22 protein-coding genes are annotated in these 23,528 nt (G+C 73.7%); 16 read left to right on the top strand and 6 right to left on the bottom strand.

Annotated elements, in window-relative coordinates:
• Positions 1-3: 3 nt before the first annotated feature.
• A complete protein-coding gene (locus tag HS041_RS26105; RefSeq protein ID WP_230879784.1) occupies positions 4-456 on the bottom strand; it encodes an SDR family NAD(P)-dependent oxidoreductase in 453 nt (150 codons plus the stop codon).
• 124 nt (positions 457-580) lie between these two features.
• Between HS041_RS26105 and HS041_RS26100 the strand changes: the two genes are divergently transcribed.
• Positions 581-1,090, top strand: coding sequence for a GbsR/MarR family transcriptional regulator (locus tag HS041_RS26100; RefSeq protein WP_196443422.1), 510 nt, complete (start codon positions 581-583; stop codon positions 1,088-1,090).
• A 27-nt stretch (positions 1,091-1,117) separates the two neighbouring features.
• Here the strand turns inward: HS041_RS26100 and HS041_RS26095 are convergent, their stop codons facing one another.
• Together HS041_RS26095 and HS041_RS38670 are read right to left on the bottom strand one after the other, a co-directional pair.
• The gene (locus tag HS041_RS26095; RefSeq protein ID WP_196443421.1) at positions 1,118-2,434 is read right to left on the bottom strand and encodes an ATP-grasp domain-containing protein; all 1,317 of its coding nucleotides are present in this window, start codon (positions 2,432-2,434) and stop codon (positions 1,118-1,120) included.
• A gap of 166 nt (positions 2,435-2,600) precedes the next feature.
• The gene (locus HS041_RS38670; protein ID WP_230879608.1) at positions 2,601-2,753 is read right to left on the bottom strand and encodes a hypothetical protein; all 153 of its coding nucleotides are present in this window, start codon (positions 2,751-2,753) and stop codon (positions 2,601-2,603) included.
• Here HS041_RS38670 and HS041_RS40485 point away from each other — a divergent pair.
• A complete protein-coding gene (locus tag HS041_RS40485; protein WP_196443563.1) occupies positions 2,692-2,856 on the top strand; it encodes a cold-shock protein in 165 nt (54 codons plus the stop codon). The genes HS041_RS38670 and HS041_RS40485 overlap by 62 nt on opposite strands.
• Before the next feature lie 54 nt (positions 2,857-2,910).
• Complete coding sequence (locus HS041_RS26085) at positions 2,911-3,327, top strand: DUF4259 domain-containing protein (protein ID WP_196443420.1); 417 nt, start codon at positions 2,911-2,913, stop codon at positions 3,325-3,327.
• 162 nt (positions 3,328-3,489) lie between these two features.
• Here the strand turns inward: HS041_RS26085 and HS041_RS26080 are convergent, their stop codons facing one another.
• Positions 3,490-3,726: a hypothetical protein gene (locus tag HS041_RS26080; protein WP_196443419.1), complete on the bottom strand. Its 237-nt coding sequence runs from the start codon at positions 3,724-3,726 to the stop codon at positions 3,490-3,492.
• 110 nt (positions 3,727-3,836) lie between these two features.
• Between HS041_RS26080 and HS041_RS26075 the strand changes: the two genes are divergently transcribed.
• Positions 3,837-4,082 (top strand): hypothetical protein, encoded by a 246-nt coding sequence (locus HS041_RS26075; RefSeq protein WP_196443418.1) that lies wholly within the window; start codon positions 3,837-3,839, stop codon positions 4,080-4,082.
• Positions 4,067-4,216 carry a hypothetical protein gene (locus HS041_RS26070; protein ID WP_196443417.1) on the top strand — a complete coding sequence of 50 codons (150 nt, stop codon included), beginning with the start codon at positions 4,067-4,069 and terminating at the stop codon, positions 4,214-4,216. The genes HS041_RS26075 and HS041_RS26070 overlap by 16 nt, the downstream gene beginning before the upstream one ends.
• Here HS041_RS26070 and HS041_RS26065 read toward each other — a convergent pair.
• Complete coding sequence (locus tag HS041_RS26065; RefSeq protein ID WP_196443416.1) at positions 4,206-5,957, bottom strand: acyl-CoA dehydrogenase family protein; 1,752 nt, start codon at positions 5,955-5,957, stop codon at positions 4,206-4,208. The two genes, HS041_RS26070 and HS041_RS26065, sit on opposite strands and share 11 nt — an antisense overlap.
• Positions 5,958-6,070: 113 nt before the next feature.
• On the opposite strand from HS041_RS26065, the gene HS041_RS26060 reads away from it, so the two are divergent.
• The 8 genes from HS041_RS26060 (at position 6,071) to HS041_RS26025 (ending at position 19,947) form a co-directional block, all read left to right on the top strand.
• Positions 6,071-6,865, top strand: a complete 795-nt coding sequence (locus tag HS041_RS26060) for a PaaX domain-containing protein, C- domain protein (RefSeq protein WP_196443415.1) — start codon at positions 6,071-6,073, stop codon at positions 6,863-6,865.
• 168 nt (positions 6,866-7,033) lie between these two features.
• Positions 7,034-10,345 carry an ATP-binding protein gene (locus HS041_RS26055; RefSeq protein ID WP_196443414.1) on the top strand — a complete coding sequence of 1,104 codons (3,312 nt, stop codon included), beginning with the start codon at positions 7,034-7,036 and terminating at the stop codon, positions 10,343-10,345.
• A 183-nt stretch (positions 10,346-10,528) separates the two neighbouring features.
• Positions 10,529-10,771 (top strand): hypothetical protein, encoded by a 243-nt coding sequence (locus HS041_RS26050; RefSeq protein ID WP_196443413.1) that lies wholly within the window; start codon positions 10,529-10,531, stop codon positions 10,769-10,771.
• A 370-nt stretch (positions 10,772-11,141) separates the two neighbouring features.
• Complete coding sequence (gene lanL, locus HS041_RS26045; protein ID WP_196443412.1) at positions 11,142-14,027, top strand: class IV lanthionine synthetase LanL; 2,886 nt, start codon at positions 11,142-11,144, stop codon at positions 14,025-14,027.
• The gene (locus HS041_RS26040) at positions 14,027-15,853 is read left to right on the top strand and encodes a prolyl oligopeptidase family serine peptidase (RefSeq protein WP_196443411.1); all 1,827 of its coding nucleotides are present in this window, start codon (positions 14,027-14,029) and stop codon (positions 15,851-15,853) included. Before lanL ends, HS041_RS26040 begins: the two co-directional genes overlap by 1 nt.
• Positions 15,854-15,985: 132 nt before the next feature.
• Entirely contained in the window at positions 15,986-16,120 is a 135-nt protein-coding gene (locus HS041_RS26035; protein ID WP_196443410.1) for an ALQxL family class IV lanthipeptide, read from the top strand.
• 162 nt (positions 16,121-16,282) lie between these two features.
• Positions 16,283-18,052, top strand: coding sequence for an ABC transporter ATP-binding protein (locus HS041_RS26030; RefSeq protein ID WP_196443409.1), 1,770 nt, complete (start codon positions 16,283-16,285; stop codon positions 18,050-18,052).
• Entirely contained in the window at positions 18,034-19,947 is a 1,914-nt protein-coding gene (locus tag HS041_RS26025) for an ATP-binding cassette domain-containing protein (protein ID WP_196443408.1), read from the top strand. The genes HS041_RS26030 and HS041_RS26025 overlap by 19 nt, the downstream gene beginning before the upstream one ends.
• On the opposite strand, the gene HS041_RS26020 is transcribed toward HS041_RS26025, so the two are convergent.
• On the bottom strand, positions 19,931-20,827 hold the full coding sequence (locus tag HS041_RS26020) for a TIGR03564 family F420-dependent LLM class oxidoreductase (RefSeq protein ID WP_196443407.1): 897 nt from the start codon (positions 20,825-20,827) through the stop codon (positions 19,931-19,933). The two genes, HS041_RS26025 and HS041_RS26020, sit on opposite strands and share 17 nt — an antisense overlap.
• Before the next feature lie 323 nt (positions 20,828-21,150).
• Here HS041_RS26020 and HS041_RS26015 point away from each other — a divergent pair, with 323 nt between their 5' ends.
• The 3 genes from HS041_RS26015 (at position 21,151) to HS041_RS26005 (ending at position 23,519) form a co-directional block, all read left to right on the top strand.
• The gene (locus tag HS041_RS26015; RefSeq protein ID WP_196443406.1) at positions 21,151-22,455 is read left to right on the top strand and encodes an alpha-amylase family protein; all 1,305 of its coding nucleotides are present in this window, start codon (positions 21,151-21,153) and stop codon (positions 22,453-22,455) included.
• Positions 22,456-22,579: 124 nt separating this feature from the next.
• Positions 22,580-22,807: a DUF5999 family protein gene (locus HS041_RS26010; RefSeq protein WP_196443405.1), complete on the top strand. Its 228-nt coding sequence runs from the start codon at positions 22,580-22,582 to the stop codon at positions 22,805-22,807.
• Between the two features lie 292 nt (positions 22,808-23,099).
• Positions 23,100-23,519, top strand: a complete 420-nt coding sequence (locus tag HS041_RS26005; RefSeq protein ID WP_196443404.1) for a hypothetical protein — start codon at positions 23,100-23,102, stop codon at positions 23,517-23,519.
• The last annotated feature ends 9 nt before the right edge of the window (positions 23,520-23,528 follow it).

Genomic DNA, 23,528 nt, shown 5'->3' with positions numbered 1-23,528 from the left:
CAGTTAGGCGTGGTAGTAGGCCTTGGTCGGGCTGTACCAGCCGGGATCGTCGAGGTGGTCGAAGCGGATCGCGATGCGGGGCATGGTGATCAGCCCCTTGCTCGCGACGTTGATCAGCCGAGGGCTGGGCGCGACGGCGAGCAGCGGGCTGAGGCGGGCGGTGAGCTGGAAGGAGCCGAGGTGGTTGGTCGCCCAGAACAGCTCGTGGCCGGATGCGGTGAACGCGGGCGCGCGCATCGTCTGGTCGAACACCGCGGCGTTGTTGATCAGGACGTCGAGATGGCCGACCTCACCGGAGATCCGGCCGGCCGCCGCGTCGATGGACTCGGGGTCCGCCAGGTCGGTTATGACGAGGGTGGCGGGGTGGGCGACACCGGCGTTGATCGTCTCCAGAGCGGTGCGGCCCCGGTGCGGGTCGCGGCACAGGACCAGGATCCGATGGCCGTGCGCGGCCAGCCGCTGCGCGGCTCGCAGGCCGATGCCGGAGTTGGCACCGGTGATGGCGATGGTGAGGGGTTCGGGGCGAGGTATGCGGAAATCCTAAGCGTTCGGAACGTTCCGAACAAACTAAGATGCCTTCATGGCGGACGTTGAGGAATTCGTGGAGAGTGCCGGGCTGCACTTCGAGCGGCTGGGCCTCAGCCGCACCGCCGCCCGGGTGATGGGGTGCCTGCTCGCCGAAACCGGTGAAGCCGCCGACGCCCCCGGGCTGTGCGAGAGGCTCGGGGTGGCCAAGAGCAGCATGAGCGTGGCTCTGCACCAACTGGAGCGAGGCGGGCTCGTCGAGCGCTACCGCCCTCCGCGGGCACGCCGGGATCACTACCGGCTGGCCGAAGACGTCTTCGGGCGTGCGTTCCGGACGAAGATGACCGAATTCACCGCCTTCGCCGCACTGGCCGAGCAAGGGCTCAGCGCGGTGGGCGACCATCCCACCGCCCGTGCCCGGCTCGAGCACATGCGCGACATGTACGCCTTCATGGCACGGGAGTTCCCCAAGCTCCTCGACCGGTGGGATGAGGAAAGGGCCGGCGGGACCGGTGGTCCCGCCCCCGGGTCGGCGGCTTCCGGACCGCTGGACGGCCGCCCGTGACCGGTCGGGCTCCCGGGCCCGCGCGGTTCACGGGCCCCAGGCAGGCTCGTCCTCGACGAACAGGCCCAACCGGTGAATCCGCCCAACGGCCTCACCACACGGTTCGGAAGACGCCACGTGCAGGTAGTAGTCATATCCGGCGTAGACGTGGAACCGGTTACCGTCCTCCAACCTGCACCACGTCCCCTCCCTGAGCATGGCGCGCACGACCTCCAGTGCTTCCTCCAGCGCGAGATTCTTCCCTTCGGGCAGGGCGGCGCCCTCCGGCTGCCGGACGGTCAGCCGCTCCACCCCGGATTCACCGGCCAGCAGCGCCACCGCCTGCAGGTATGCGTCCTCCACCGCCTCGTACCGTTCCCGCGTCAGCACCACCCCGCCGAAGACCTCGCCGACTTCGCTGATCGCCGTCCAGTCGTCGCCGAGGAACACACCCTGCTCGTCACGGAGCGCAGGATCGTATTTACTCACACGGAAGCCGTACCCCTTGGCAACGAGCAGCGCGTCGGCCAGCACCCCGGGGTCGGCCGCAGACGGCCAGTCGCTCACCTGCCCGTCGCCCACCTCGATGACCCGCCAGGCCCCGTCGGCCCGCCGTGCGAGATCGGTTGTGACGAACCGGATGCCGAGGTTTTGAACCGCCTCGCGCACATCGTCCACGATCTCGGGCTGCTCGACGACGTCGTCGGGGCCGTCGGGGTGCGGCCCGGCGAACACCGCCTCCCCGTCCACCCACCACACCCGCACCTGCGCCCCGGTGAAGTGCTCGAACTGTCGGATCACCAGGCCACCGGTCAGGTCCTCGCCCTGCAGCTCGACGAACCGGGCCACCACTCGCTCCAGCGTGTCCAGGTCGGGCGCGTAACACGCTTGCAGCCACTCGTGCTTGCGTGACTTGACGTAGTCCTTGACCACGAAGCCCGTCTCTCCCAGCCCGCCCGCCAGCCGGGCCAGCCGCTGCCCGCGCGGCGCACGTTCGCCCGGCGCCATCGGCACCACGGCCGTTCGCGGCGTCAGCTCCCAGAAGCAGTGCAGCCAGCCGGGCAGCTCGTGGGCACGGCGGTAGCCGCCGGCGCCGGTGAGCAGGCGGCAGCCCTTGGCCCGTAGCGCCTTCTCCAGCGCCGCGTACTGCGCGGAGCGGAGCATCCAGCCGCGATACCAGACCGGGCCGAACCCGTCCGGCACCCGCGCCACCGCCTCCCCGGCCCGGCCGGCCACCAGCGCATCGTGATCGATCAGCGCCAGGCGTCCGCCCCTGTCTCGTACGGCCAGCGCCTCCGGCTCGAAGTGCGGGTCGACCCGTCGGGTCAGGAGCGGATCGGCACAGAACAGGAAGCCCACGGTCATGGTCCATGAGGATATGAGCTCCGTGTACTGATCTCACCTGGGTATCCGCTCACCTGGCACGCCCCGGACACGGGTGCTGGGAGCCGACAGGCCCGGCCACGACGACGACCGGTCCGCGCCCATACCCACGGAGGCCCACCGCGCATGGGCCGGACGAGTCGCAGCCTCACTGCCGCTCGCCCGCGACCCGTCTGGCAATGTGCAGGATGACACTCGGGACCATGAGGTTCTGAAAAGCCGAGCAGGGCTGGAGCACGATCTCCTCCGGCCTGCCCGCAGGGCGGGACGCCTTCGCGCACTTCAGTGAGATCGTCACCACCGGCCGCCACGAACTCCATCCCGGTGACACCGTCGAGTTCGACGTGTGTGAACGCAAGCAGGACGGCTTCGACTTCATCGCGGTCGATGTCCGCACGCTGTGACACTCTCTGCGACGCCCTCCCGGCCTGTCGGTGGGATCCGATAGGACTCCTGTCATGGGTACATGGGATGTGGGACCGTTCGACAACGACACCGCCGCTGACTGGTGCGGTGATCTGCACGACGCACCGACCGAAAAGCGCCCGGCGCGGATCCGGCAGACATTGGCGGCCGTCGCGGGCCAGGCGGGCTACCTGGACAGCGATCTTGCCTGCGAGGCAATCGCGGCGGCGGCGATCGTCGCCACCCAGCGGGGCGGGCCGCCGATCACCTCACCGTACGCGCCGGACTTCCTGCTGGAAGGTGACGGCGTCGAGATCCCCGACGACCTGGTGCCCCTCGCACTCCACGCCCTGGATCGGGTGTGCACGGAGGATTCCGAATGGCGGCAATTGTGGGAGGAGTCGGATGCCTTCCCCGAGGCTATGGCGGCCCTGGCCCCGGTCCGGGACGCGCTCACTCGGCCAAAGTAGACAGGCCGCACGCCCGATCGTCACGCTGTGTATCCCACCGTGGATGACCCGGCACGACCGCTGGGGACACGCTTCCGCTCTGACGGACCAGGAACGGACCAGACTCCTGGCGATCTTGTAGTAAAGCTCACCAGAGGCCGCTACCCTGCGTAAGCACCGATCTCAGCGAAGCCCGGATCCGGGATCGGCCTCGACGGCCCGCAGCTGCGCGGCGATCGCGAGCGTCTCCGCCGACCCGTTCGCGCCCGGATGGCGGATCCACCATCCGGGTCCCCAGCGCAGGACCTTGCCGTAGAGGCTCGGGACGAGACCGCTGTCGAAGTCGTCCGCCGGGAGACGCACCAACCGCACCAGCGGAGCACCGTCAGAGATGGACTCGTAGTTTCCCTTTCCGGGCACGCAGCGCATCGCAGGCTCGTTCCAGCACTCGAAGAACGCCCAGTGCCCCGCCGCGGGGCGCTGTCGCAGATTCGGTGGTGACGGAACGCCCTTGCGTGTCACGGTAAGTCATGCATGATGTCGACGAACTCGTGAGCACGGTGTTTTCGAGGTTGTCGCCGCTGGTCGTGGAGGACGTGATCGATGAGGGCGAGCGGATCCGGGTGCGGGCGCGCATCCCGGACGGGCCGGTGGCCTGTCCGGACTGCGAGGCCCCGACGACGCGCATGCACGGCTGTCACCAGCGCAGCCTGACCGATGTCCCCATCGATGCCCGCCACGTGCTGAATGCGCTCGTCGCTTGGATCTGTCCCTGAACACCGTCAAACGCCACGCCCGCATCCCCGAACCACAGCGTCTCCAGCGTGTCCCGCAATACCGGCCCACCCTGGTCGACCCCTACCGCGAGCACCTGCGCCGCCGCGCCGCCGCGATCGAAACTAGAAGGTGAGGGCACCCGCCAGGAGGTCGTCGAAGCGGGTCAGCTCCTCGGCCGGGCGGTCGATCCCTCGCAGCGGGCCATGGTCGGCGAGGTGGGCGTCGGCGTACAGCCGGGCCACCAGGGCCTTGCGGTCGGCGCCCAGCTCGCGCCGCTCCCAGCCGGCCTGCTCCAGCAGCAGGGCGGCGGCGTAGACGTCGCACATGAACCGGGCCAGTGCGAACAGCCGGGCCTCGGCCGCGACCGGGTCGAGGCCCGACCAGGCGGTGATCGCCTTTCGCAGGTCCTCGATCCGGCTGCGGACCAGCGAGACGGTGGCCTCGTCACCGGGCGGCGCCTGCCGTACGGCCTCCGCCAGCCGGTCCAGGAACGGCTCGTGGGCGGCCTCCTTCAGCATCGCCCGCCGTACGTCCAGGCACAGGATGTTGTCGCCGCCCTCCCAGATCGTGTTGACCTGGGCGTCGCGCAGGATGCGGGCGACCGGCCACTGCTCGATGTAGCCGTTGCCCCCGTGGACCTCGATCGCGTCGCTGGCCGCGGTGACGCCGAGCCGGGCGGCGCGGAGCTTGGCCAGGGCGGGGGCCAGGCGCAGGCCGGGGTTGAGCGTGCCGTCGAAGACCAGCGCCTGGGCGGCCTCGACCTCGACGATCAGCTCGGCGAGCTTGCGGCGCATGAGCGGCTGGTCGATGAGCGCGGCGCCGAAGGCCTCACGGCTCCGGGCGTAGCAGATCGCCTCCACCAGCGCGCGGCGGGCGCAGCCCAGGCCCATCATGGCGATGGCGAGGCGGGCGCCGTTGGTGAGCGTCATCATCCGGGCCAGGCCCTTGCCGTCGCCGGTGCCGCGCGGGTCCGGGGCGAGCAGGAACGCCTCGGCGCCGGCGAACTCGACCTCCGCCGAGGCGACGGAGCGCGTGCCGAGCTTGTCCTTGAGCCGGCGGATCCGGATGCCGTTGTGGCTCCCGTCGCGGCGCTCGCGCAGCACCAGGAAGGGCGAGACGCCGCGCACGCCGTCCGCGGCGCCCTCGGGCTTGGCGAGCACGACGAAGGCCGAGCCGTTGGCGTTGGAGGCGAACCACTTGAAGCCGTCGAGCCGCCAGGCGTCGCCGTCGGGGGTGGCGGTGGACTCCAGCGCGCCGAGGTCGGAGCCTCCGGCCCGCTCGGTGAACATCTGCGCGGCCTCGCCGGAGAACATGCCGTCGGCGAAGATCTCCCGGACCCGCTCCTTGACGTCCTCGGGTGCGAACGCCTCGGCCATCAGCACGACCATGTCACCGCCGGTGCCGAGCGCGCAGCCCATGCCGATGTCGGCCTGGTAGAGCAGGTAGTGCCAGGCCGCGGCCATGGCCGCCGGGTCGGCCCCGGCCTCCTCGGCCTCCCTGGCGAACTCCGGCCGGGTGAAGCTCCGCGCGACCAGCTCGCTGCGGGCCGCCTCGAAGGACGGCGGCATGACGATCCGGCTGACGTCGCGGCCCCAGCGGTCGTAACGCTCCAGGCGGGGCGGGTTGCGGTCGGTCTCCTCGGCGCAGGCCAGGATCGGTCCGGCCATCAGCGCGCCGGCCCGTTCCAGGTGCGGGGCGGCCCACTCCAGACCCCCGGCACCGAGGTGGCGGCGCATCAGGAAGTGCAGCGTGGGGTCGGAGCCGTACCAGTTCAGCCCGGCCGCGCCCGGATAGCGCTCGGTGGCGTAGCGCCGGGACTTGTCCGGGGTGCCGAAGGGCAGCCGGTCGACCGGCTCGACGAGGTAGGAAGCCATGGCTTGATATTACGTTTTTCCGACATGCGATGAAAAGATGTAATGGAAGAGGATCGCACCGACACCCCCTCGCGGGCGCGGTCGCCCCGCCGGCTCTAAGCTCTGGGCTGCCGATGAAGAACGAAGACTCTCCGGGCCTCCGGCCGCTGACCGCGCGCTCGGTCGTCCTCAGCACGCTGCTGGGCACCCACCCGCCCCATCTGAAGGCCCGCCACCTGGTGCGCGCGGGCGAACTGTTCGGCATCTCCGAGGGCACGGTCCGGGTGGCGCTCTCGCGCATGGTGGCGGCGGGCGACCTCGTTCAGGAGGGCGGCGACTACCGGCTCAGCGAGCGCCTGCGGGAACGCCAGGCACGCCAGGACGCCAGCCGCTCACCCGTCACCCGTGACTGGGACGGCTCGTGGGAGGTCGCGATCGTCACCGCCGAGCGGCGGCCGGCCGCCGAACGCGCCGCGTTCCGCGACGCCATGGCGGCGTCGCGCATGGCCGAGATCCGCGAGGGCGTGTGGATGCGTCCCGACAACCTGGTCCGGGACTCTCCGGGCGGAGACGCGCCCGGCCCTGCCGCCGCGGGTTCGGAGCTCGCCGGAGAGGTCGGGCCCGCCCTCGTCACCGGGCAGTGCACGTTCCTGCGGGCCGTACCGGAGGGCGACCCGGCCGCCCTGGCGGCGTCGTTGTGGGACCTTCCCGCATGGGCGGACCGGGCGCGCGCGCTGCGCGATGAGTTCGACGCGGCGATCCCGGTGGCCGACCGGTTCGTCCTGGCCGCCGCGATCCTTCGGCACCTGCTCACCGACCCCCTGCTCCCGCCCGGCCTCCTGCCCGGCGACTGGCCGGGAGCCGGCCTGCGCCACCGCTACGACCTGTTCGAGACCGAGTTCGGCGCCCTCCTGCGCGATCGCCTATAGCGGATCACCGCTCGTCGGAGGCCGCCCCGACCGGTGCCGCCCTCCCGGGATGAGGGATTGTCACAGGTTCCGGACATACTTGATCTCCAAGCGGAAGCGATGTTTGATACGTGAAGTTCGTTCCTGTCGCAGTGGCCGCACCTACTGTGCCGACCATGGGTGGTAGGGATGAAGTTCCGGGTTCTCGGCCCGATCGAGGTCTACGGCGACGGGGTTCCCGTCAGGCTCGGCGGTCCGCGCCAGCGCGCGGTGCTCGCCCGGCTGCTGGTCGCGGGCGGAGCGGTCGTCTCCACCGGCACCCTGATCGAGGATCTGTACGGCGACGCGTCTCCGCCGAGCGCGGTGGCCACGATTCAGGCGTACGTGTCCAACCTGCGCCGGGCCATCGAACCGGGACGTCCGCCACGCGCCCTCCCCCGGCTGCTCGTCGGGCGGCCCCCCGGATACCTGCTCGTCGCGACCGACCTCGACGCGCGCCGGTTCACCGAACTCGTCACCCGGTCGGAGTCGCTGCCGCCCGAGGAGGCGCTCGCCTGTTCGGAGGCGGCGCTGCGGCTCTGGAACGGGCCGCCCTACGGTGAGTTCACCGGCGAGCTGTGGGCCTCCTCTGAGGTCGCCCGCCTGTCCGAGCTGCGTCTTGTCGCGGTCGAGCGGCGTGCCCGGGCGCAACTGGATCTCGGCCGCCCTCAGGCCGTCGTCACCAGCCTGGAGGCCGAGTCGGCCGCGCACCCGCTGCGTGAGCGGCTGTGGCACCTGCTGGCACTGGCCCTCTACCGCACCGGGCGGCAGGCCGACGCGCTGGCCGTACTGCGCCGCGCCGGAAGGCTGCTCGCCGACCAGTTGGGCCTGGACCCCGGTCCCGGGCTGCGGACCCTGGAGGAGGCCATTCTCCGGCAGGCCGACTCACTCATGCTCCCCTCCGCCCCCGCGGAGGCCGTCCCCGCGTCCCCCGCGAGACCGCGTGCCCCGCACGGCAGGGAGCGGCAGCTGGCCGAGTTGGAAACCCTGCCGGAACGGGGGGAGGTGGCGACCGCGGCGGTGAGCGGCGAGCCGGGCATCGGCAAGACGTGGCTGCTCGGAGCGTTCCGCGACCGCTGCGCCACCGCCGGCCGCCCGGTGCTCTGGGGCCGCTGCCCCGAGACCGAGGGCTCCCCGCCCCTGTGGCCGTGGCTGCAGCTCCTGCGCGCGCTCACCCAGGTCTGTCCCCCGCCCGACCGCCGGGCTCTGGCCGGCCTCCTGGACGACGAGACCCCCGCGGGATCCACCGAGGCCGCGCTGCTGCGCCGCCACCAGGCCATCGCGGACTGGCTGAGGGCCGCCGCGCGCTCCCGGCCCCTGGTCGTCATCCTGGACGACCTGCACTGGGCCGATCCCGCTTCGCTCCGGCTGCTCAGCGACCTGGTCACACTGCTGGCCGATTCCGCCGAGCCCGTCCCCGTCACGCTGGTCACCGCCTTCCGCGACGGGCCGGACCGCCTGCACCTGGACGACGTGCTCGGCCGGCTGGCCCGCCACGACCTGCTCCACATCCGCCTCACCGGCCTCGGCCCCGAGACCATAAAGACCATCGCCCACGGCATGGGCGTCGAACTGGACGGGCCGACCGCCCGGCGGCTGACCGAACGCACCGGCGGGAACCCCCTGTTCGCCAGGGAGACGACCCGCATGCTCGCCCAGGGCGGCACGCTGGGCGCCGTACCGGTCGCGGTCGCCGACCTCATCCGGCGGCGGGTGGCCGCGCTGGGTCCGCAGGCCGTCGAGGCCCTCAACGCCTCCGCGGTCATCGGCAGGCAGTTCGATCCCGGTGTCGTCGCCCAGGCCTGCCGGGCGGCGCCGGCAGAGGTGTACGGCGTGCTGGACCAGGCCGCCCAGGCCGGGCTGCTCGTCTCCTGCCCTCCGCACATGGCCTTCGCCCACGACCTGGTCCGCGAGGCCCTCCTGCGCGACCTTCCCGCGCTGCGCAGGGCGGCGGTGCACCGGGAGGTGATGGCCGCCCTGGCCGCCCGTCCCGGCGTGGACGTGGCCGTCATCGCCCACCACGCCGTCGAGGCCGGCCCGGCGGCCTACGGCGAGGCGGCGCGCTGGGCCCGTGCCGCCGCCCGGCAGGCATCTCTGCGGCTGGCCTACGAGGAGGCGGCCCTGTGGTGGGGCCGGGCGGTCGAGGCCCACGGCGCCTCCGCGGGCGACCCCCTCGACCACGTCGACCTCCTGCTTCACCAGGTTCGCGCGCTGCTGGCGGCCGGGGACGCCCTCGGCGCCCGCAGAGCGCGGGCGCAGGCCATCCGCGTCGCCGACCGCAGCGACCGCGCCTCCGGGCGGAACGACCCCATGCTGACGATCCGCGCGTTGACCGCGCTGGACGCCCCTTCGGTGTGGACCCTGCGCAACCCCTACGAAGAGGTGGAACTGCATCTGGTGCGCCGGTTCGAGACGGCGCTGAGCCACCTGCCCCCGGGCGACGGAGCCGATCGCGTGCGGCTGCTGGGCGGGCTGGCGCAGGAGCTCTACGACGGCAGTGACGACCCGCGCTGCGACCTCCTGTCGGCCGAGGCCGTCGAGACGGCCCGCCGGCTCGGTGATCCGCACCTGCTGATGCAGACTCTCAACGCGCGGCAGCTCTCGCTGCCCCAGTCGGTCCGTTCCCGCGAGCTGCTGGAGATCGCCACCGAACTGCTCGGCCTGGCCGCGCGTACCCGCACGCCCGAGGTCGAGCTGCTCGCGCAGATGCTGTTCACCCACCACCGGTTGCAGTTGTTCGACCTGGCCGGCGCGGACGAGGCCGCCGCCCGCTGCGATGCGAGCCTGGAACGGCTGCCGCTTCCCTGGCCTCGCTTCCAGCACACGATGTGGCGCGCCGGCAGGCTGGTCCTGGAGGGATGCTTCGACGACGCCGACGTCCTGTACGGCGAGGCCGAGCAGCAGGCCGGGCGGCTCGGCATGTGGTACGCGGGCGCGGTGGTGGACACCGGGCGCATCATGCTGCACTTCCATCGCGGTTCCATGGCCGACGCCGGAGCGCTGATCGACTCGATCGCCGGCATTCACGCCACCATGGACAATGACGCGCGGATCCTGCATCTGTGCGCGCAGGGCCGTACCGCCCAGGCACGCGGGCTGGTCGAGCACGGCTGGCGCACTCCGCCCCGCGACTGGTCCTGGCTGACCATGACCTGCCTGCAGGCGGCGGCGCAGACGGCCCTCGGCGACGTTTCCGCCTGCCAGGCGAGCTACTCGGCGCTGCTGCCGCACAGCGGCGGCATCTCGGCGGGCTCCGCGATCGCGCTCGCGGGGCCGGTGGACTGGTTCCTGGCCCTGCTCGCCTCCGCCCTGGGCGAGCGGGAGACCGCCGTCCGGCACCTGGTGACGCTGGCGCGGCTGGCGGGCCGCAACGGGCTCGTGCGATGGCGGGACCGGGCGGCGGCGGAGCTCGGGCTCATCGCCTCGGAGGGACGGAGCGCGGCGCCGCGGCGTGCGGGCTGAGTCCAGGTCTCCGAAGCGGATCTGCCGGCGATTCCGCGTCCGCCGGGAGAGCCTCCCGGGTGATCCTCCAAGTGCTTTCCAAGCATGCCGATGCACCCTTTGGCAGGAAATCACGCGCCCCGGGGCGGTTCTCACCGGAATCGCCGTTCACGGGCGCACCTCTTGACGAAGGGCAGGAAGAGAATGAGAACTCGTCGTCTGGCCGCAGCGGCGCTGATAGCCGGGGGCCTGGTCCTTGGAGCCACGGCCGCTCCCGCGACGGCCGCTTCCGCGCAGTTCGCCGGAGGCTGGTGGTTCGCAGGCCACCACACGACCAGCGGTGGCTGCAGCAGCGCCGGCGTCAGAGCCCTCTTCACCACCAATGCCGTGGACTTCCAGTGCAGGCGCGCCGGTTCCTTCTTCGACCTGTACCTCTACCACGAATAGCATGCGCCGCCCTGACCCCGGCCCCGGATCCCGCGGCCGGGGTCAGGCGTGTGCGGACCCGCGGGACCGAGGACGGGGTCAGGCGGGCGATGCGTCCCGCCACGACCTGGTTCTCGGAACTCCACGATCACCGACTCCCGGTCCGAGCCGCGGTTCCCGGTGGCTCCAAGCGGTTCCAAGCGGTTCGCAAGAAGCGCCTCCAAGTCGCCCGCAAACGCGGTCAGAGAGCATTCCCGCAGCGTGGATCCGTTCGGCGGGTTCCCGGTGGAGCGCGAGGACGGGCGGTCTTTCCGCCGTGGGGCGCCGGCCGGTCCGTGCCCGCCCGGACCCGTGCTGATCGTCGGGCGAGGGTGATGGGGGTTCGAGAGGCGTGGCTGTGCGGAGTACGGGTGAGGGCGAGCGTCCGGACGGAGATCGCCATCTGCTGGAGGACATCGCCAGGGCGACCCTGGACCGGGTGGCGGGCCGGGCGGCGGACGCGGTGAACGCCGGCGCGGGACCCGCCCGGGGAAGACCCGTCTCCCCCGGCTGGGAGATCCGCCCCGGTACGCCGTGGACCTATGCGGCTCCGGCGGGTTCGGTGAGGCGCGCCCAGGGCTGGAAGCTCCATGTGTCGGCGACGCCGTTGTCGGCCCCCGTGGTGCTGGCGAGGGTGGCGGAGGTACTGGGCCGCCGTCGCTGCCCGTTCAAGTTCGCCGCCACACTCGGTGAGACGGGCGCCCTCCTCTCACGTGAGCGGGATCGCGGATCGGTCGGCAAGTTCCTCACGGTCTACCCGCCCGACGACGAGACCGCCGTGGCGACCGCCGAGGAGCTGCACCGGGCCACCTTCGGCCTGCCCGGCCCGCCGATCCTGTCCGATCGTGCCTACCGCCCCGGCAGCCTGGTGCACTACCGCTTCGGGGTGTTCTCCGCCCCCGACGAGCTGGACAACGACGGAACCTACGCCTCGCGGCTGACCGCGCCCGACGGCACCAGGGTGACCGACGAGCGCAGGGCGTGGTACTCCCCTCCGGAGTGGGCGCGGTGCCCGTTCGAGTCCGGCCGGGTGCCGGCTCGGGCCGCCGTGCCGGAGGCGGTGTTGCTGGCCGACCGGTTCGTGGTGCGCCAGGCCGTCCGGCACGGCGCCAAGGGAGGGGTCTTCCTGGCCGAGGATCGGATGACCGGCGGCCAGGTGGTGGTCAAGCAGGCCCGCCCGCACCTGGGCGCCGGCCTGCACGGGCGGGACGGCCGCGACCGGCTCCGCCACGAGGCGCGCATGCTCGACCTGTTCGCCCCGCTGGGCGTCACGGCACGCAAAGTGGCGTTGTTCGAGCAGGACGACAACCTCTTCCTCGCGCAGGAGCGCCTCGCCGGGAGCGTGCTCACCGGATGGGCCGGTGAGCGGCGCTTCTCCCCGCCGGATCCGGACCGCCACGCCACGGTGGTGGGCCTGGCCCGGCGGCTGGCCGCTCTGGTCTCCGTGGTGCACGGCCGGGGATACGTGCTGCGGGACCTGACGCCGAACAACGTCGTCGTCACCGGCGACGGCTGCCTGCTGATCGATCTGGAGACGACCGCGGTGCCCGGCACGCCGGTGGTGCGGACGTTCACTCCCGGTTACGCTCCACCCGAACAGGTCCGGGGTGCCGAGTACGGCCCCGCGCCCGGCCCGGAGGCCGACCTGTTCGCACTCGGGGCGACGGTGTTCTTCATGGCCACCGACTGCCAGCCGGTGCTGGCGGAGGACCGGCCCGCCGGGACGCGGTCGTGGGACGCACGGCTGAACACGCTGGTGAGCGTCGCCACCGCGGGCGATCCGGTGGCGACGGCGCTGGTCCCGCTCTTCCTCGGTCTGATGAGGCAGGAACCCGCACGGCGCTGGGATCTGGAGCGGGTACGGGCGTTCCTGGACGGCGTGGCCGCCGTACCGGTCCCGCCGGCGACCCGTGCCGGGACTCCGAACGGCTACCGGCTGGGCACGGCCGAGCAGGATCGCCTGCTCGATGACGGGCTCGCCCACATCCTGCGGACGATCTCCCCGGTCGCGGTCGCCGACCCCGCGGCGCGCGGCGCGCTGTGGCCCGTCAAGGGGGCGAGCGGATACGGAGCGACCACCGATCCGTGCGCCGTGCAGTACGGATCGGCCGGAGTGCTCACCCTGCTCGCCTCGCTGGCGGGGCACGAGCCCGCCGCGGCCTCCGGCCGATCGGCGCAGGCGGGGCCGCCGGGACCGCACGCCGGACTGCCGGTGGGCCTGAGGGACGCGGCGGGCTGGACGGCGCGCCGCGTCGCCGGTGAGCACCGGCCCTCTCCGGGGCTGTACTTCGGTCGCGCCGGGATCGCCTGGGGTCTGTACGAGGCCGGCCGCGCGCTCGGCGACGACGGTCTGCGCGCGGCCGGCGCCGACCTCGCACTGGGCCTGCCGACGAGCTGGCCGAACCCGGACGTGTGCCACGGTCTGGCCGGAACGGGGCTGGCCCTGTTGCACTTCTGGCACGCAACCGGCGACACCCGCTTCCGCGAGCGGGCCGGAGAGTGCGCCGACGCGCTGCTGAAGGCCGCCCGGCGGACCCCCGGGACGGTGATGTGGCCGATTCCCGAGGACTTCGACTCCGGGCTGGCGGGCGTGGTGCACTACGGCTTCGCCCACGGCGTCGCCGGCGTCGGCGCCTGCCTGCTGGCCGCGGGCGCCGCTCTGGGGCGTGGGGACTGCCTGGAGACGGCCGTGGCGGCCGGAGAGACCCTGCTGGCCGCGGCCGACCGCCACGGCGACGCCGTCTGGTGGGCGGGCGCCCCCGGCGGGGAGGACAGGCTTCCGCACTGGTGCAGCGGTTCCTCTGGCGTGGGCACGTTCCTCATCCGCCTGTACGCGACCACCGGTGACCGGCGTTTCCTGGACGCCGCCAGAGGCGCCGCGGTCGCCGTGCACGCGCACCGCCTGAGCTCGGGAACGGCGGCCTGCCACGGACTCGCCGGCGACGGGCAGTTCCTCCTCGACATGGCCGACGTCCTGGGCGAGCCGGTCTACCACGAGCTGGCCGAGGAACTGGCCGGGTGCCTGTGGGCGCGTGCCGTCGTCCGCGACGGGTTGCTGGTGGTTCCGGACGAGAGCACGACCGAGGTGACCGTCGGCTGGAACACCGGCCTGGCCGGGGTGCTGGACTTCCTGCACCGGCTGCGCCGCGGCGGGCCGCGCCCCTGGATGGCCGACCCGCCCGGCGACGGCCCGACGGACCCGGCGGCCACCGGCCCGGCGCGGTGGGCGCGGCCGTGATGAGCAGGATCGTCTCCGCGACCGGGCGAGGGGTCCTCCCGGATGTCCGGCGGATCAACTTCTGCTTCTCCGGGGGCGGGCGGTACGCCGCCTGCCTGGTGCGCCGCGGCCACCGCCTGGCCCCGGAGCTGTGGGACCTCACGGGGAGCGCCCCGCGGGCCCGGATCCTGCACGGCCCCGGCGGAGAAAGCCCGCAGACCACACCGGTCGCCACCGACGACGGCCGCGTGCTGCTGTGCCGCCCGGACGGCGGCGTACACCGCCTCCTGCTGGCCGTCCCCTCCCGGGACGGCGACGCCCCGGCCGAGGAACGCCGGCTGGCCACCGTCGGCGGTCCCGCCCTCAGGCTCCTCGCCGGCCCGGTCCCCGGAACCGCCGCCCTGGCCTTCGAGGCCGACACGAACCGGAGGACCACGGTCTGGCGCCTGTCCGGCCGGGACGAACCACCCGAGCCGATCGCCGAACTCCCGGTCCTGGTCAACGGGGGAGTCTGGCTCGACGGGACCGGCGACCGCCTCGCCCTGGCCTCCGGCCGGGCCGGGGCGGGGGGCACCGTGGTGCTGGACCTCTCACGCGGCGTCCTGGCCCCCCTGGGCGGCCTGGCCGGTGACGAGCACCTGCTGCTGGCAGCCCCCCGCACCGGGGTACTGCTCACCGCCGCGCGCCGCGACGGCGCCTACCGGCTGGGTGTCCGGCGCCACGGCCACGAGGGGCCCACCGCCTTCCCCGACCGGCTGAACGCGATCGAGGGCGGTGTGACACCGCTGGCCCTGGACCCCGCCGGACGGCACCTGGCGCTGGCGGTCACCCGCGGCGTCCGCTCCCATCTGCTCCTGCACGACCTGGTGGAGGACGCCTGCCGGGAGGTCGACCTCCCGGCAGGCGTCCTGTACCGGAGGGCCCACTGGGGTGACACCGGGCTGCACCTGGTCCACAGCACGCCCGACCACCCGCCCGTTCTGATCACCGCGGTCCGGCCGTCCCGGTCACGTGCCGTCCGACGCCTTTCCCGCCCGCGGTGGGCGCAGCCCTCCGTGCGCGGCTACGACGGCCCGGCGGGAGACATCGAGGCCGTCGTGTACGGCGATCCCGGCGCGGCCCGCCGGGCGGTGCTCGCGCTGCACGGCGGCCCCGAGTCCTCCTGGCAGCTCGGTTTCGACCCGCTGTTCCGGCGCCTGGCCGCTGCGGGGATCGCCGTGGTCGCGCCCAACCAGCGGGGCAGCACCGGATACGGCGCGGCGCACCGCGACGCCGTCCGCGGCGCCTGGGGCGGCCCCGACCTGGACGACGTCCTGCATCTGGGCCGCGCCCTGTCCGCCGCGCGCGGGCCGGGCCGCGAACGGCCGATGCTGTACGGCCCCAGCTACGGCGCCTACCTGGCGCTGCTGGCCGCCGCCGCCCGGCCCGGCCTGTGGTCCCGCGCCGCGGTCGTCGCCCCGTTCCTGTCCGGGCGGCACCTGCACGCCGACGGGCCGCCCGAGGTGCGCCACCTGATCGACCGGCTCGGCGGCCGCGAGGAGATCGACGACGACCTCGGCCCCCGCGACCTGCTGCGGCTGGCCGACCGGATGCGGCTGCCCCTGCTCATCGTCCACGGTGAGCAGGACCCGGTCATCCCGGTCGCCCACTCCCGGCGCCTGCGCGACCGGCTGTGCGGAAGCGGGCACCGCGGTGGCGCCGACCTGACCTACCTGGAGGTCCCCGGCGCCGGCCACGATCCGCTGTCCGAGGCCGGCGGGCACCTCGTCCTCGACCGCGTCGTCGGCTTCCTCAGCGAGGGCGCGGGCCGCCGCCCGCTGCCGTGCGATCGGCGCAACCCTCCGTAGACCTCCGGCGGGGCCGGGCGGACACATGCCCGGACCCCGCCGGTGGCCGGCACGTCCCCGCCCGGACGTGCCGGCGGTACCCCGAGCGGGGCGACAGCCCCGGAAGAAACCGGCAAGAAGGAAGGAACCGCGATGGAACTCGACATCAACGCCCTGGAGATGCTCCCCGCGACCGAGGAGACCCAGCTCCGCGACTGCAACTCCACCTGCGAGGTCAACATCCGTACCTGCTTCAACAGCTGCAACGGCTCCGGGTACACGTACTGATCCCGCCGGGTCTCGCCCAGGGACCGCAGGTGGGCGCCGGCTGGTGTTCACCGCGGTGTGACGGGCCAGACCCCCGGTAGGCCTTCCGGCGGGGCGGGTTCCCGCCCCGCCGGAAGCGCGGGCCCGCCGTCCCGGCGGATCCGCCACGCAGAGAGGGAGACGATGCCAGATCCCGTGCCGGACCCGCCGCGAGAGCGGGCGACGCGGAAACACGGTGACCGCCTGCTCGCCTCCCTCGCGCGCGGCGCACGGGCGCCGCTGGCGGTGGTCGCCGCCGCCACCATCGCCTCCTCCGGCGCCGTGCTGGCCCTGCCCGCCGTCCTGGCCTCCGCGGTGGACGAGGCCCTCACGGGCCGCGGAGCGCGGAGCGCCGCGGTGGGACTGGTCCTGGTGCTGGTCCTCACGGCATGCGCCGAGATCGCCGGCATGGTGGCCGGAGCCGCCGCCACCGCCTCCGCCACGGCGTCCGTGCGGGTGCGGCTGACCGCCCACCTGCTCTCGCTCGACATCGCCGAGACCCGCCGGTCACCGACCGGCGAGCTGGTCAACCGGCTGGTGAGCAACACCGCGACCGCCGGAAGCGTGCCGGTGACGCTGGTGGGCATCTCGACCGGGCTGGTCACCTCCGCCGGCGGCGTCGTCGCCCTGTTCGTGATCGACTGGCGGACGGGACTCACCTTCGTGGCCGGTGCGCCCGCCGCGGTCGTCCTCATCCGCCTGTTCGTCGCGCGGGTCTCGGGCCTGTACGACGACTACCAGGGGGCGCAGGGCCGGTTGGCCGCCCGCCTGACCGACGCCCTGGCCGGCATCCGCACGGTGCGGGCCTCGGGCAGCGCCGACCGTGAGATCGCCCGGATCCTCGCCCCGCTGCCGGAGCTCTCCGGCTCCGGGCACGCCCTGTGGCGGGCGCAGGCCCGCAGCGTGTGGAAGATCGCCCTGCTGCTGCCGCTCATCGAGGTGGCGGTGCTCGCGGCGGCCGGGCTGGGCGTCGCCGACGGCCGCCTGGAAGCGGGGCAGCTACTGGCCGTGGCCGGATACGCCGCGCTGGGCCTGTCCTTCGTCGACCAGACCGATGCGCTGATGGCACTGGCCCACTCCCGCTCGGCGGCCCGGCGGATCTGCGAGGTGCTCTGTCTGCCCGTTCCCTCCGCGGGCACCCGCCCGCCGGCCGAGGGTCCCGGCGCGCTCTCGTTCCGCGGTGTCACGGTGGTGCGGGAGGGCACCGCGTCGGTGGACGGGGTGGACCTGGAGGTCCCCGCCGGGTCGCTGACCGCCGTCGTGGGGCGCTCCGGCGCCGGTAAGAGCACGCTGGCCCTGCTGGCCGGGCGGCTGACGGACCCCGACCGCGGCGAGGTGCTGCTCGACGGACGGCCGCTGCGGGAGATCGACCCGGACGCGCTGCGCGGTGCCGTCGCCTACGCCTTCGAACGTCCGATGCTGCTCGGCGGCGATCTGGCCGCGGCCGTCTCCTACGGCCTGCCCGCCGTCGACCGGGAGGCCGTCCGGGAGGCGGCGCGCGCCGCGTACGTCGACGACGTGATCGGCCGTCTCCCGGAGGGGTACGACACCCCGGCCGCTACCGCCCCGCTGTCCGGCGGCGAGCTCCAGCGGCTGGGGCTGGCCCGCGCACTGGTCCGGCGGGCGCGCCTGACCGTTCTCGACGACGCCACCTCCGGCCTCGACACCGCCACGGAGGCCCAGGTGAACCGCACCCTGCTGGAGGGGATGCGCGGGTGCACCCGGCTGGTCGTGGCCCACCGCGCCGCCACCGCCGCCCGCGCCGACCTGGTGGTCTGGATGGAGGACGGGCGGATACGGGCCCGCGGCACTCATCGCGGACTCTGGCGGGACCCGGCCTATCGCGCCCTGTTCGCCTCCGGCGGCGAGGCGTTCCCGCAGGATCAGGAGGAACCGTGCCCGACCTGTTCGTGAGGCGTCCCCGGTCCGGGCGGAGCGCCGCACCCCCGGCCGCCCCGGCGGGCGGCGGCCGGGCGATCGCAAGCGGGTGGCGGCTGCTGCCGGCGTTGCTGCGGCCCCGCCGCCGCCCGCTGGCCGCCGCCGCGGCCTGGTCCCTCGTCGAGGCGGTTCCGGCGTTGCTGTCCGGACTGCTCGTCGCCACGGCCCTCGACCGCGGTTTCCTCGCCGGGCGGCCGGGCGCCGGCCTGGCCTGGCTCGGCCTTCTCGGGTTCACGATGCTCTTCAGAGCCGCGGCCATGCGGATGATGTTCCCCTGCCTGGCCGCGGTGGTCGAGCCGCTCCGTGACGACCTGGTCCGCGCCCTCGTCGCCGCCACCGTGACCCGGGCCGCCGGCGGGGCGGTGCCGGACCCCGCCGCCGTCACCCGCCTCACCGAGCAGGTGGAGACGGTGCGGAACCTGGTCTCCGCGCTGCTGCGAAGCGCCCGCACGCTGGGCACGTCGCTGCTGGCCGCGCTGGGCGGGCTGCTGATCCTGTCCCCCCTGGTCGCCGCCGCCGTCGCCGTGCCCGTCGCCGCGGCACTGGCCGTGTTCGCCAGGCTGCTGCCCGTGCTCCTGGCCCGTCAGCGCGCGCTCATCCTCGCCGACGAGGACCTCACCGCCCGGGCCACCCCGATCCTGGGGGGCCTGCGCGACATCGCCGCCTGCGGAGCGCGGGCGCAGGCGCAGGCCGAGGTGGAGTCCGCCGTCGCCGCCCAGGCGGCGGCCATCCGGGCGCTGGCCTGGGCGGGTACGAGCCGGCGGCTCGTCGTCACGCTCGGCGCGCACCTGCCGCTGATGGGCCTGCTGATCGCCGCCCGGCCGCTGATCCAGACGGGCCGCCTCAGCCCCGGCGAGGTCGTCGGCGCGGCGGCCTACCTGGTCACCGGACTCGACCCGGCGATGCGCATGTTCGTCGGCGTCGCCGGCTCCTGGGGCGTGACCCTCACCGTCATCCTGGACAGGCTCGCCGAGACCGTCACCGTCCCCGCCCGGACCCCGCCCGGCCCGCCCGCCCCCGCCCTCCGGGACGGAGCCGGGTGCGCGGTCCTCCCGGATGCCGCAACGTCCGGCCGCCCGCTGTCCGGTCGCCCGCTGTCCGGCTACCGGCTGGAGGCGGAGGGACTGAGCTTCGCCTACGCCTCCCGGGCCGCGCCCGTGGTTCACGGTCTCGACCTGACCGTCGCCGAGGGGGATCACCTGGCGGTGGTCGGTCCCAGCGGCGTCGGCAAATCCACCCTGTCCATGTTGCTGACCGGGCTTCAGCCGCCCACCGGCGGCCGGATACGGCTCGGCGACCTTCCGCTCGAGGCGATACCCGAGCACCGCCTGCGGACCGTGATGGCGCTGGTGCCGCAGGAGTCCTACGTCTTCGCCGGGACGCTGGGCGAGAACCTCGCCTATCTCTGCCCGTCCGACCCGCGGACCGCGGCCAGGCGGGTGTGGGAGGCGGTGGACGCCGTAGGTGCCCGCGCGCTCGTCGAACGACTCGGCGGGCTCGACGCCGCGATCGAGGAACCCGCCGCGCTCTCGGCTGGGGAGAGGCAGCTCATCACCCTGGCCCGTGCCTACGCGTCCCCGGCACGTGTCGTCGTCCTGGACGAGGCGACCTGTCACCTCGACCCCGCCGCCGAACTGCGCGCCGAGACGGCGTTCGCCGCCCGCGAGGGCACCCTCATCGTGATCGCCCACCGAATCAGCTCCGCCGGCAGGGCCCGCCGCGTCCTGGTGATGGACGGCGCCGCCACGCTCACCGGATCGCACCGCGAGCTGCTGGCCCGATCGCCTGTGTACGCCGAGTTGGTCGGCCACTGGCGGGACGACGGCGCCGCTGACGGGCCGTCGCCCCGTCGGCTCACAGCAGGGACTTGAGGAAGTCCCTCGTGCGCTGGTCGCGGCCGAACTCGGAGGCGACGAAGTCCGTGACCCCCGCCTTGGCGAGCGTCTCGATCTGGGCGGCCACGGTGTCCTCGTCGCCGACGACCGCGACTTCTGCCGGGCCCGCCGCCCCCTCCTTGTCGAGCATCGCCCGGTAGGACGGCAGGTGGCCGTAGACCGCGAAGACCTCGGCCGCCCTGGCGCGGGCGGCCTCGGGGTCGTCGGTGACGCAGACCGGAAGCGCGCAGACGATCCTGGGCGCGGGCCGTCCGGCCGCACGGGCCGCCTCGGTGACGGCGGGGGCCACGTGCTCGGCGACGGTCTTGGGGCCGGTCATCCAGAGCACGGTTCCGTCGGCGACCTCTCCCGCGAGCTTGAGCATGCGCGGGGCGAGCGCGGCGATGAGCACCGGCATGTCACCCGTGCCCGGCGTGCTCAGGCCGAGCTTCGCGGTCAGGGTCTCGCCCTCGAACTCCACCTTCTCCCCGCGCACCAGCGGCACCAGCACCGACAGGTACTCGCGCATGTGCCGGGCGGGCCTCTCGAAGCCGTAGCCGTACATGCCCTCGATGACGATCTGGTGCGAGAGCCCGATGCCCAGCGCCAGCCTCCCGCCGAGGGCGGTGTTGACCGTGAGCGCCTGCTGGGCCAGGACGGCGGGGTGGCGCGGGTAGGTCGGCACGACGGCGGTGCCGAGTTCGATGCCCGGGACCTGGCTGCCCGCCACGGCGAGCGCGGTCAGGGCGTCGAGGCCGAAGATGTTGGAGACCCATGCCGAGGTGAAGCCGTCGTCGGCCCCGCGGGCGATCCGGTCCCGCAGTTTGCCGAGCGCGTCCGAGCCCTTGGGCTCGTCGAGGTACAGTCCGATCCGCATCGCTACCGAACTCCATTCTGGTCGTTCGGGCCAGTCTAGAACTTCCTTCCGCCAGAGTGCGGACTCCCCCGGCGCGAGCCGTACCTCGGTGGACCCGCGCAGCCGGCCACCCTCCCGTCCTTTCCCGTTTCCCGGCGTGCAGGTCGCGGTGGCGCCGGCCCGGTCCCGGAGACCGCGATCTCACGCGCCGGCGCGGTGTGCGGCATGTGATACGAGAAACACCGGATTCCGGTTTCCGGTACGCCATTCTTGGGAGAACCCGATGGACCGGAAACACCGGAAGTCAAGCGTCCCCCTCGGGGACCTTCGGCAAAGGAGCCACCGTGGCGTCATGGGCCGACCACGTGATCTGGTGGCAGGTGTACCCGCTCGGGTTCACCGGCGCCGAGGCCGCCGCGCTCCCGCCCGCCGAGCCGGTACGGCACCGCCTGCGGCACCTGGAGAACTGGCTGGACTACGCCGTCGAGCTGGGCTGCTCGGGCCTGCAGCTGGGACCGATCTTCGACTCCGAGACCCACGGCTACGACACGGTCGACCACTTCCGGATCGACCCCCGGCTGGGTGACGACGCCGACTTCGACCGGCTGGCCGCCGCCGCCCGCGACCGTGGCCTGCACCTGCTCCTGGACGGGGTGTTCAACCACGTCGCCCGGGGCTTCCCGGTGTTCCGGCGGGCGGGCGCCGACCCGCGCGCCGCGGCCTGGTTCCGCCGCAGCGGGCAGGACTACGAGACCTTCGAGGGCCACCACCACCTCGTCGCACTCGACCACGCCGAGCCGGCCGTACTCGACCACGTCGTGCGCGTCATGGACCACTGGCTCGGCCGGGGCGCCTCCGGCTGGCGGCTCGACGCCGCATACGCGGTGCCGCCGGGCTTCTGGATGCGCGCCCTGGAGCAGGTCCGGCCGCGCCATCCCGGCGCCTGGTTCGCCGGGGAGGTGCTGCACGGCGACTACGCCGCCTACGTCGGCGCCAGCGGGCTGGACTCGGTCACCCAATACGAGCTGTGGAAGGCGATCTGGAGCTCGCTCAACGACGGCAACCTCTACGAGCTGGCCTGGGCCCTGGAGCGGCACAACGGGTTCCTGGAGACCTTCACACCGCTGACCTTCACCGGCAACCACGACGTGACCCGGCTGGCCAGCCGCCTGGCCGACGGCCGCCACCTCGGCCACGCCCTGGCCGTGCTGTTCACCGTCGGCGGCGTGCCCAGCGTCTACTACGGCGACGAGCAGGGTTTCCACGGCGTCAAGGAGGACCGGGCGGGCGGAGACGACGCGGTCCGCCCGGCGTTCCCCGCCTCCCCCGCCGGCCTCTCCCCCGCCGGCGGGCCCGCCTACCGGCTGCACCGGAGGCTGATCGCGCTGCGCCGCCGTCACCCGTGGCTGGTCAGGGCGCGCACCGCCGTGCCGTACCTGGACAACCGGGCCGCCGTACTGGCCTCCGCCGACCCGGACCGCCCCGGCCGAGAACTGCTCACGCTGCTCAACCTCGACGACCACCCCCGCCGCCTCCCCGTGGAGGCGGGCGGCCTCTCCGTGCTGGAGTCGTCGCAGGCCGGCCCCTCGGACGCCTCGGACCCCGGCCTGGTCCCCGCGCACGGCTGGGCCGTCCTCGGCCCCCGCTGAACCGGTATTTCCGCACAGAGCGGCGTCACCGGTATTTGTACGGGGACCCGGGCGCGGGAGGAGGCGATGCTGAGGGAGTTCGACGGCGAGCAGCCGTTACCCGAGCCGACCATCGAGGTCCGCCATGTGCCAGCACGAGCCCTCCTGTCCCTCGGCGTACGCATCCGACCGCGAGGCCGCGCGCCCCGTCGCCTTCCGCCCCGAGCAGGGCTGGAGCCTGCTCTGCAACGGCGTCGTGCTGTTCGACGACACCGGCGAGCTCCTGCCCGACGGCCGCGCCGTCGCCCCGCACCGCCCGCCCCTTCCCCGCACCTCCCCCGCCCGCCGTCCCGCGCTCGCCCCGGCGGCCTGACCGGGATCCGGACGGCCGGCAGGCGACGGCCGCCGTTCGTGTCGCCGCCGGGCCGGAGAGCTCATTGACTCGGCCTTGCACTATCACTTACCGTATTCAGTAACTTACTTAAAGTAGTCAAGCGGGATGCGCCTCTTGACTATGCCGGCCGGACGGGGAACGCGCCGTGGGTGAAGTGCCGAGGGTCCTTCCCCGGCCCGGCCGCCGGCCCGCCGACGCACGGCTTCCAGGACGTCACCGGCGACGACCGTTGGCCGACCGGCCGTGAAGCAACGATCAAGGAGGTCAGAGCATGCCCAGGCGACGCCGCAGAGGAACCACGCGACGGATCGGCGACCTGATCGAGGACGTTCTCGACCGCGCCAGCGACGTCGAGCGCGACCTGCGCAGGGCCGCGCGCAAGGCCGTCGAGAACCGTGACGACGACTGGGACGACGATGACCGGGACGACGGCGACTGGGACTGGGAGGACTGCTCCGACGACGAGATCGACGAGATCCTGGACGACCTGGTGGAGCTGTGCCGGAAGATGCGCCGCTGCGACAGCCGCCGTGACCGGCGCGGCTCCCGGGAGCGGCCACGCGACCACGGCGCGGACCGGTCCCGGGAGGACGTGGACGACCTCGCCGACCACATCGCCAAACTCAGCCGCCGGGTCGAAGGGCTGTCCCGGCAGGTCCGGGCCTCCCGTCCCGACAGCGAGGCGAGTTGAAGCGGCGGG

This window comes from Planomonospora sp. ID67723 (assembly GCF_015711605.1).
Taxonomy (GTDB): Bacteria; Actinomycetota; Actinomycetes; order Streptosporangiales; family Streptosporangiaceae; genus Planomonospora_A.
This window is presented reverse-complemented; position numbering and strand designations above follow the sequence as displayed.

What these genes read in the sequence shown, in the direction of transcription:
- HS041_RS26020 (WP_196443407.1), bottom strand. Translation starts at nt 20,827, where the DNA reads ATGCGGATCGGACTGTACCTCGACGAGCCCAAGGGCTCGGACGCGCTC.
- HS041_RS26065 (WP_196443416.1), bottom strand. Translation starts at nt 5,957, where the DNA reads ATGGCTTCCTACCTCGTCGAGCCGGTCGACCGGCTGCCCTTCGGCACC.
- HS041_RS26005 (WP_196443404.1), top strand. Translation starts at nt 23,100, where the DNA reads ATGCCCAGGCGACGCCGCAGAGGAACCACGCGACGGATCGGCGACCTG.
- HS041_RS26010 (WP_196443405.1), top strand. Translation starts at nt 22,580, where the DNA reads ATGTGCCAGCACGAGCCCTCCTGTCCCTCGGCGTACGCATCCGACCGC.
- HS041_RS26030 (WP_196443409.1), top strand. Translation starts at nt 16,283, where the DNA reads ATGCCAGATCCCGTGCCGGACCCGCCGCGAGAGCGGGCGACGCGGAAA.
- HS041_RS26035 (WP_196443410.1), top strand. Translation starts at nt 15,986, where the DNA reads ATGGAACTCGACATCAACGCCCTGGAGATGCTCCCCGCGACCGAGGAG.
- HS041_RS26060 (WP_196443415.1), top strand. Translation starts at nt 6,071, where the DNA reads ATGAAGAACGAAGACTCTCCGGGCCTCCGGCCGCTGACCGCGCGCTCG.
- HS041_RS26050 (WP_196443413.1), top strand. Translation starts at nt 10,529, where the DNA reads ATGAGAACTCGTCGTCTGGCCGCAGCGGCGCTGATAGCCGGGGGCCTG.
- HS041_RS26100 (WP_196443422.1), top strand. Translation starts at nt 581, where the DNA reads ATGGCGGACGTTGAGGAATTCGTGGAGAGTGCCGGGCTGCACTTCGAG.
- HS041_RS26075 (WP_196443418.1), top strand. Translation starts at nt 3,837, where the DNA reads ATGCATGATGTCGACGAACTCGTGAGCACGGTGTTTTCGAGGTTGTCG.
- HS041_RS26040 (WP_196443411.1), top strand. Translation starts at nt 14,027, where the DNA reads ATGAGCAGGATCGTCTCCGCGACCGGGCGAGGGGTCCTCCCGGATGTC.
- HS041_RS26095 (WP_196443421.1), bottom strand. Translation starts at nt 2,434, where the DNA reads ATGACCGTGGGCTTCCTGTTCTGTGCCGATCCGCTCCTGACCCGACGG.
- HS041_RS26055 (WP_196443414.1), top strand. Translation starts at nt 7,034, where the DNA reads ATGAAGTTCCGGGTTCTCGGCCCGATCGAGGTCTACGGCGACGGGGTT.
- HS041_RS26085 (WP_196443420.1), top strand. Translation starts at nt 2,911, where the DNA reads ATGGGTACATGGGATGTGGGACCGTTCGACAACGACACCGCCGCTGAC.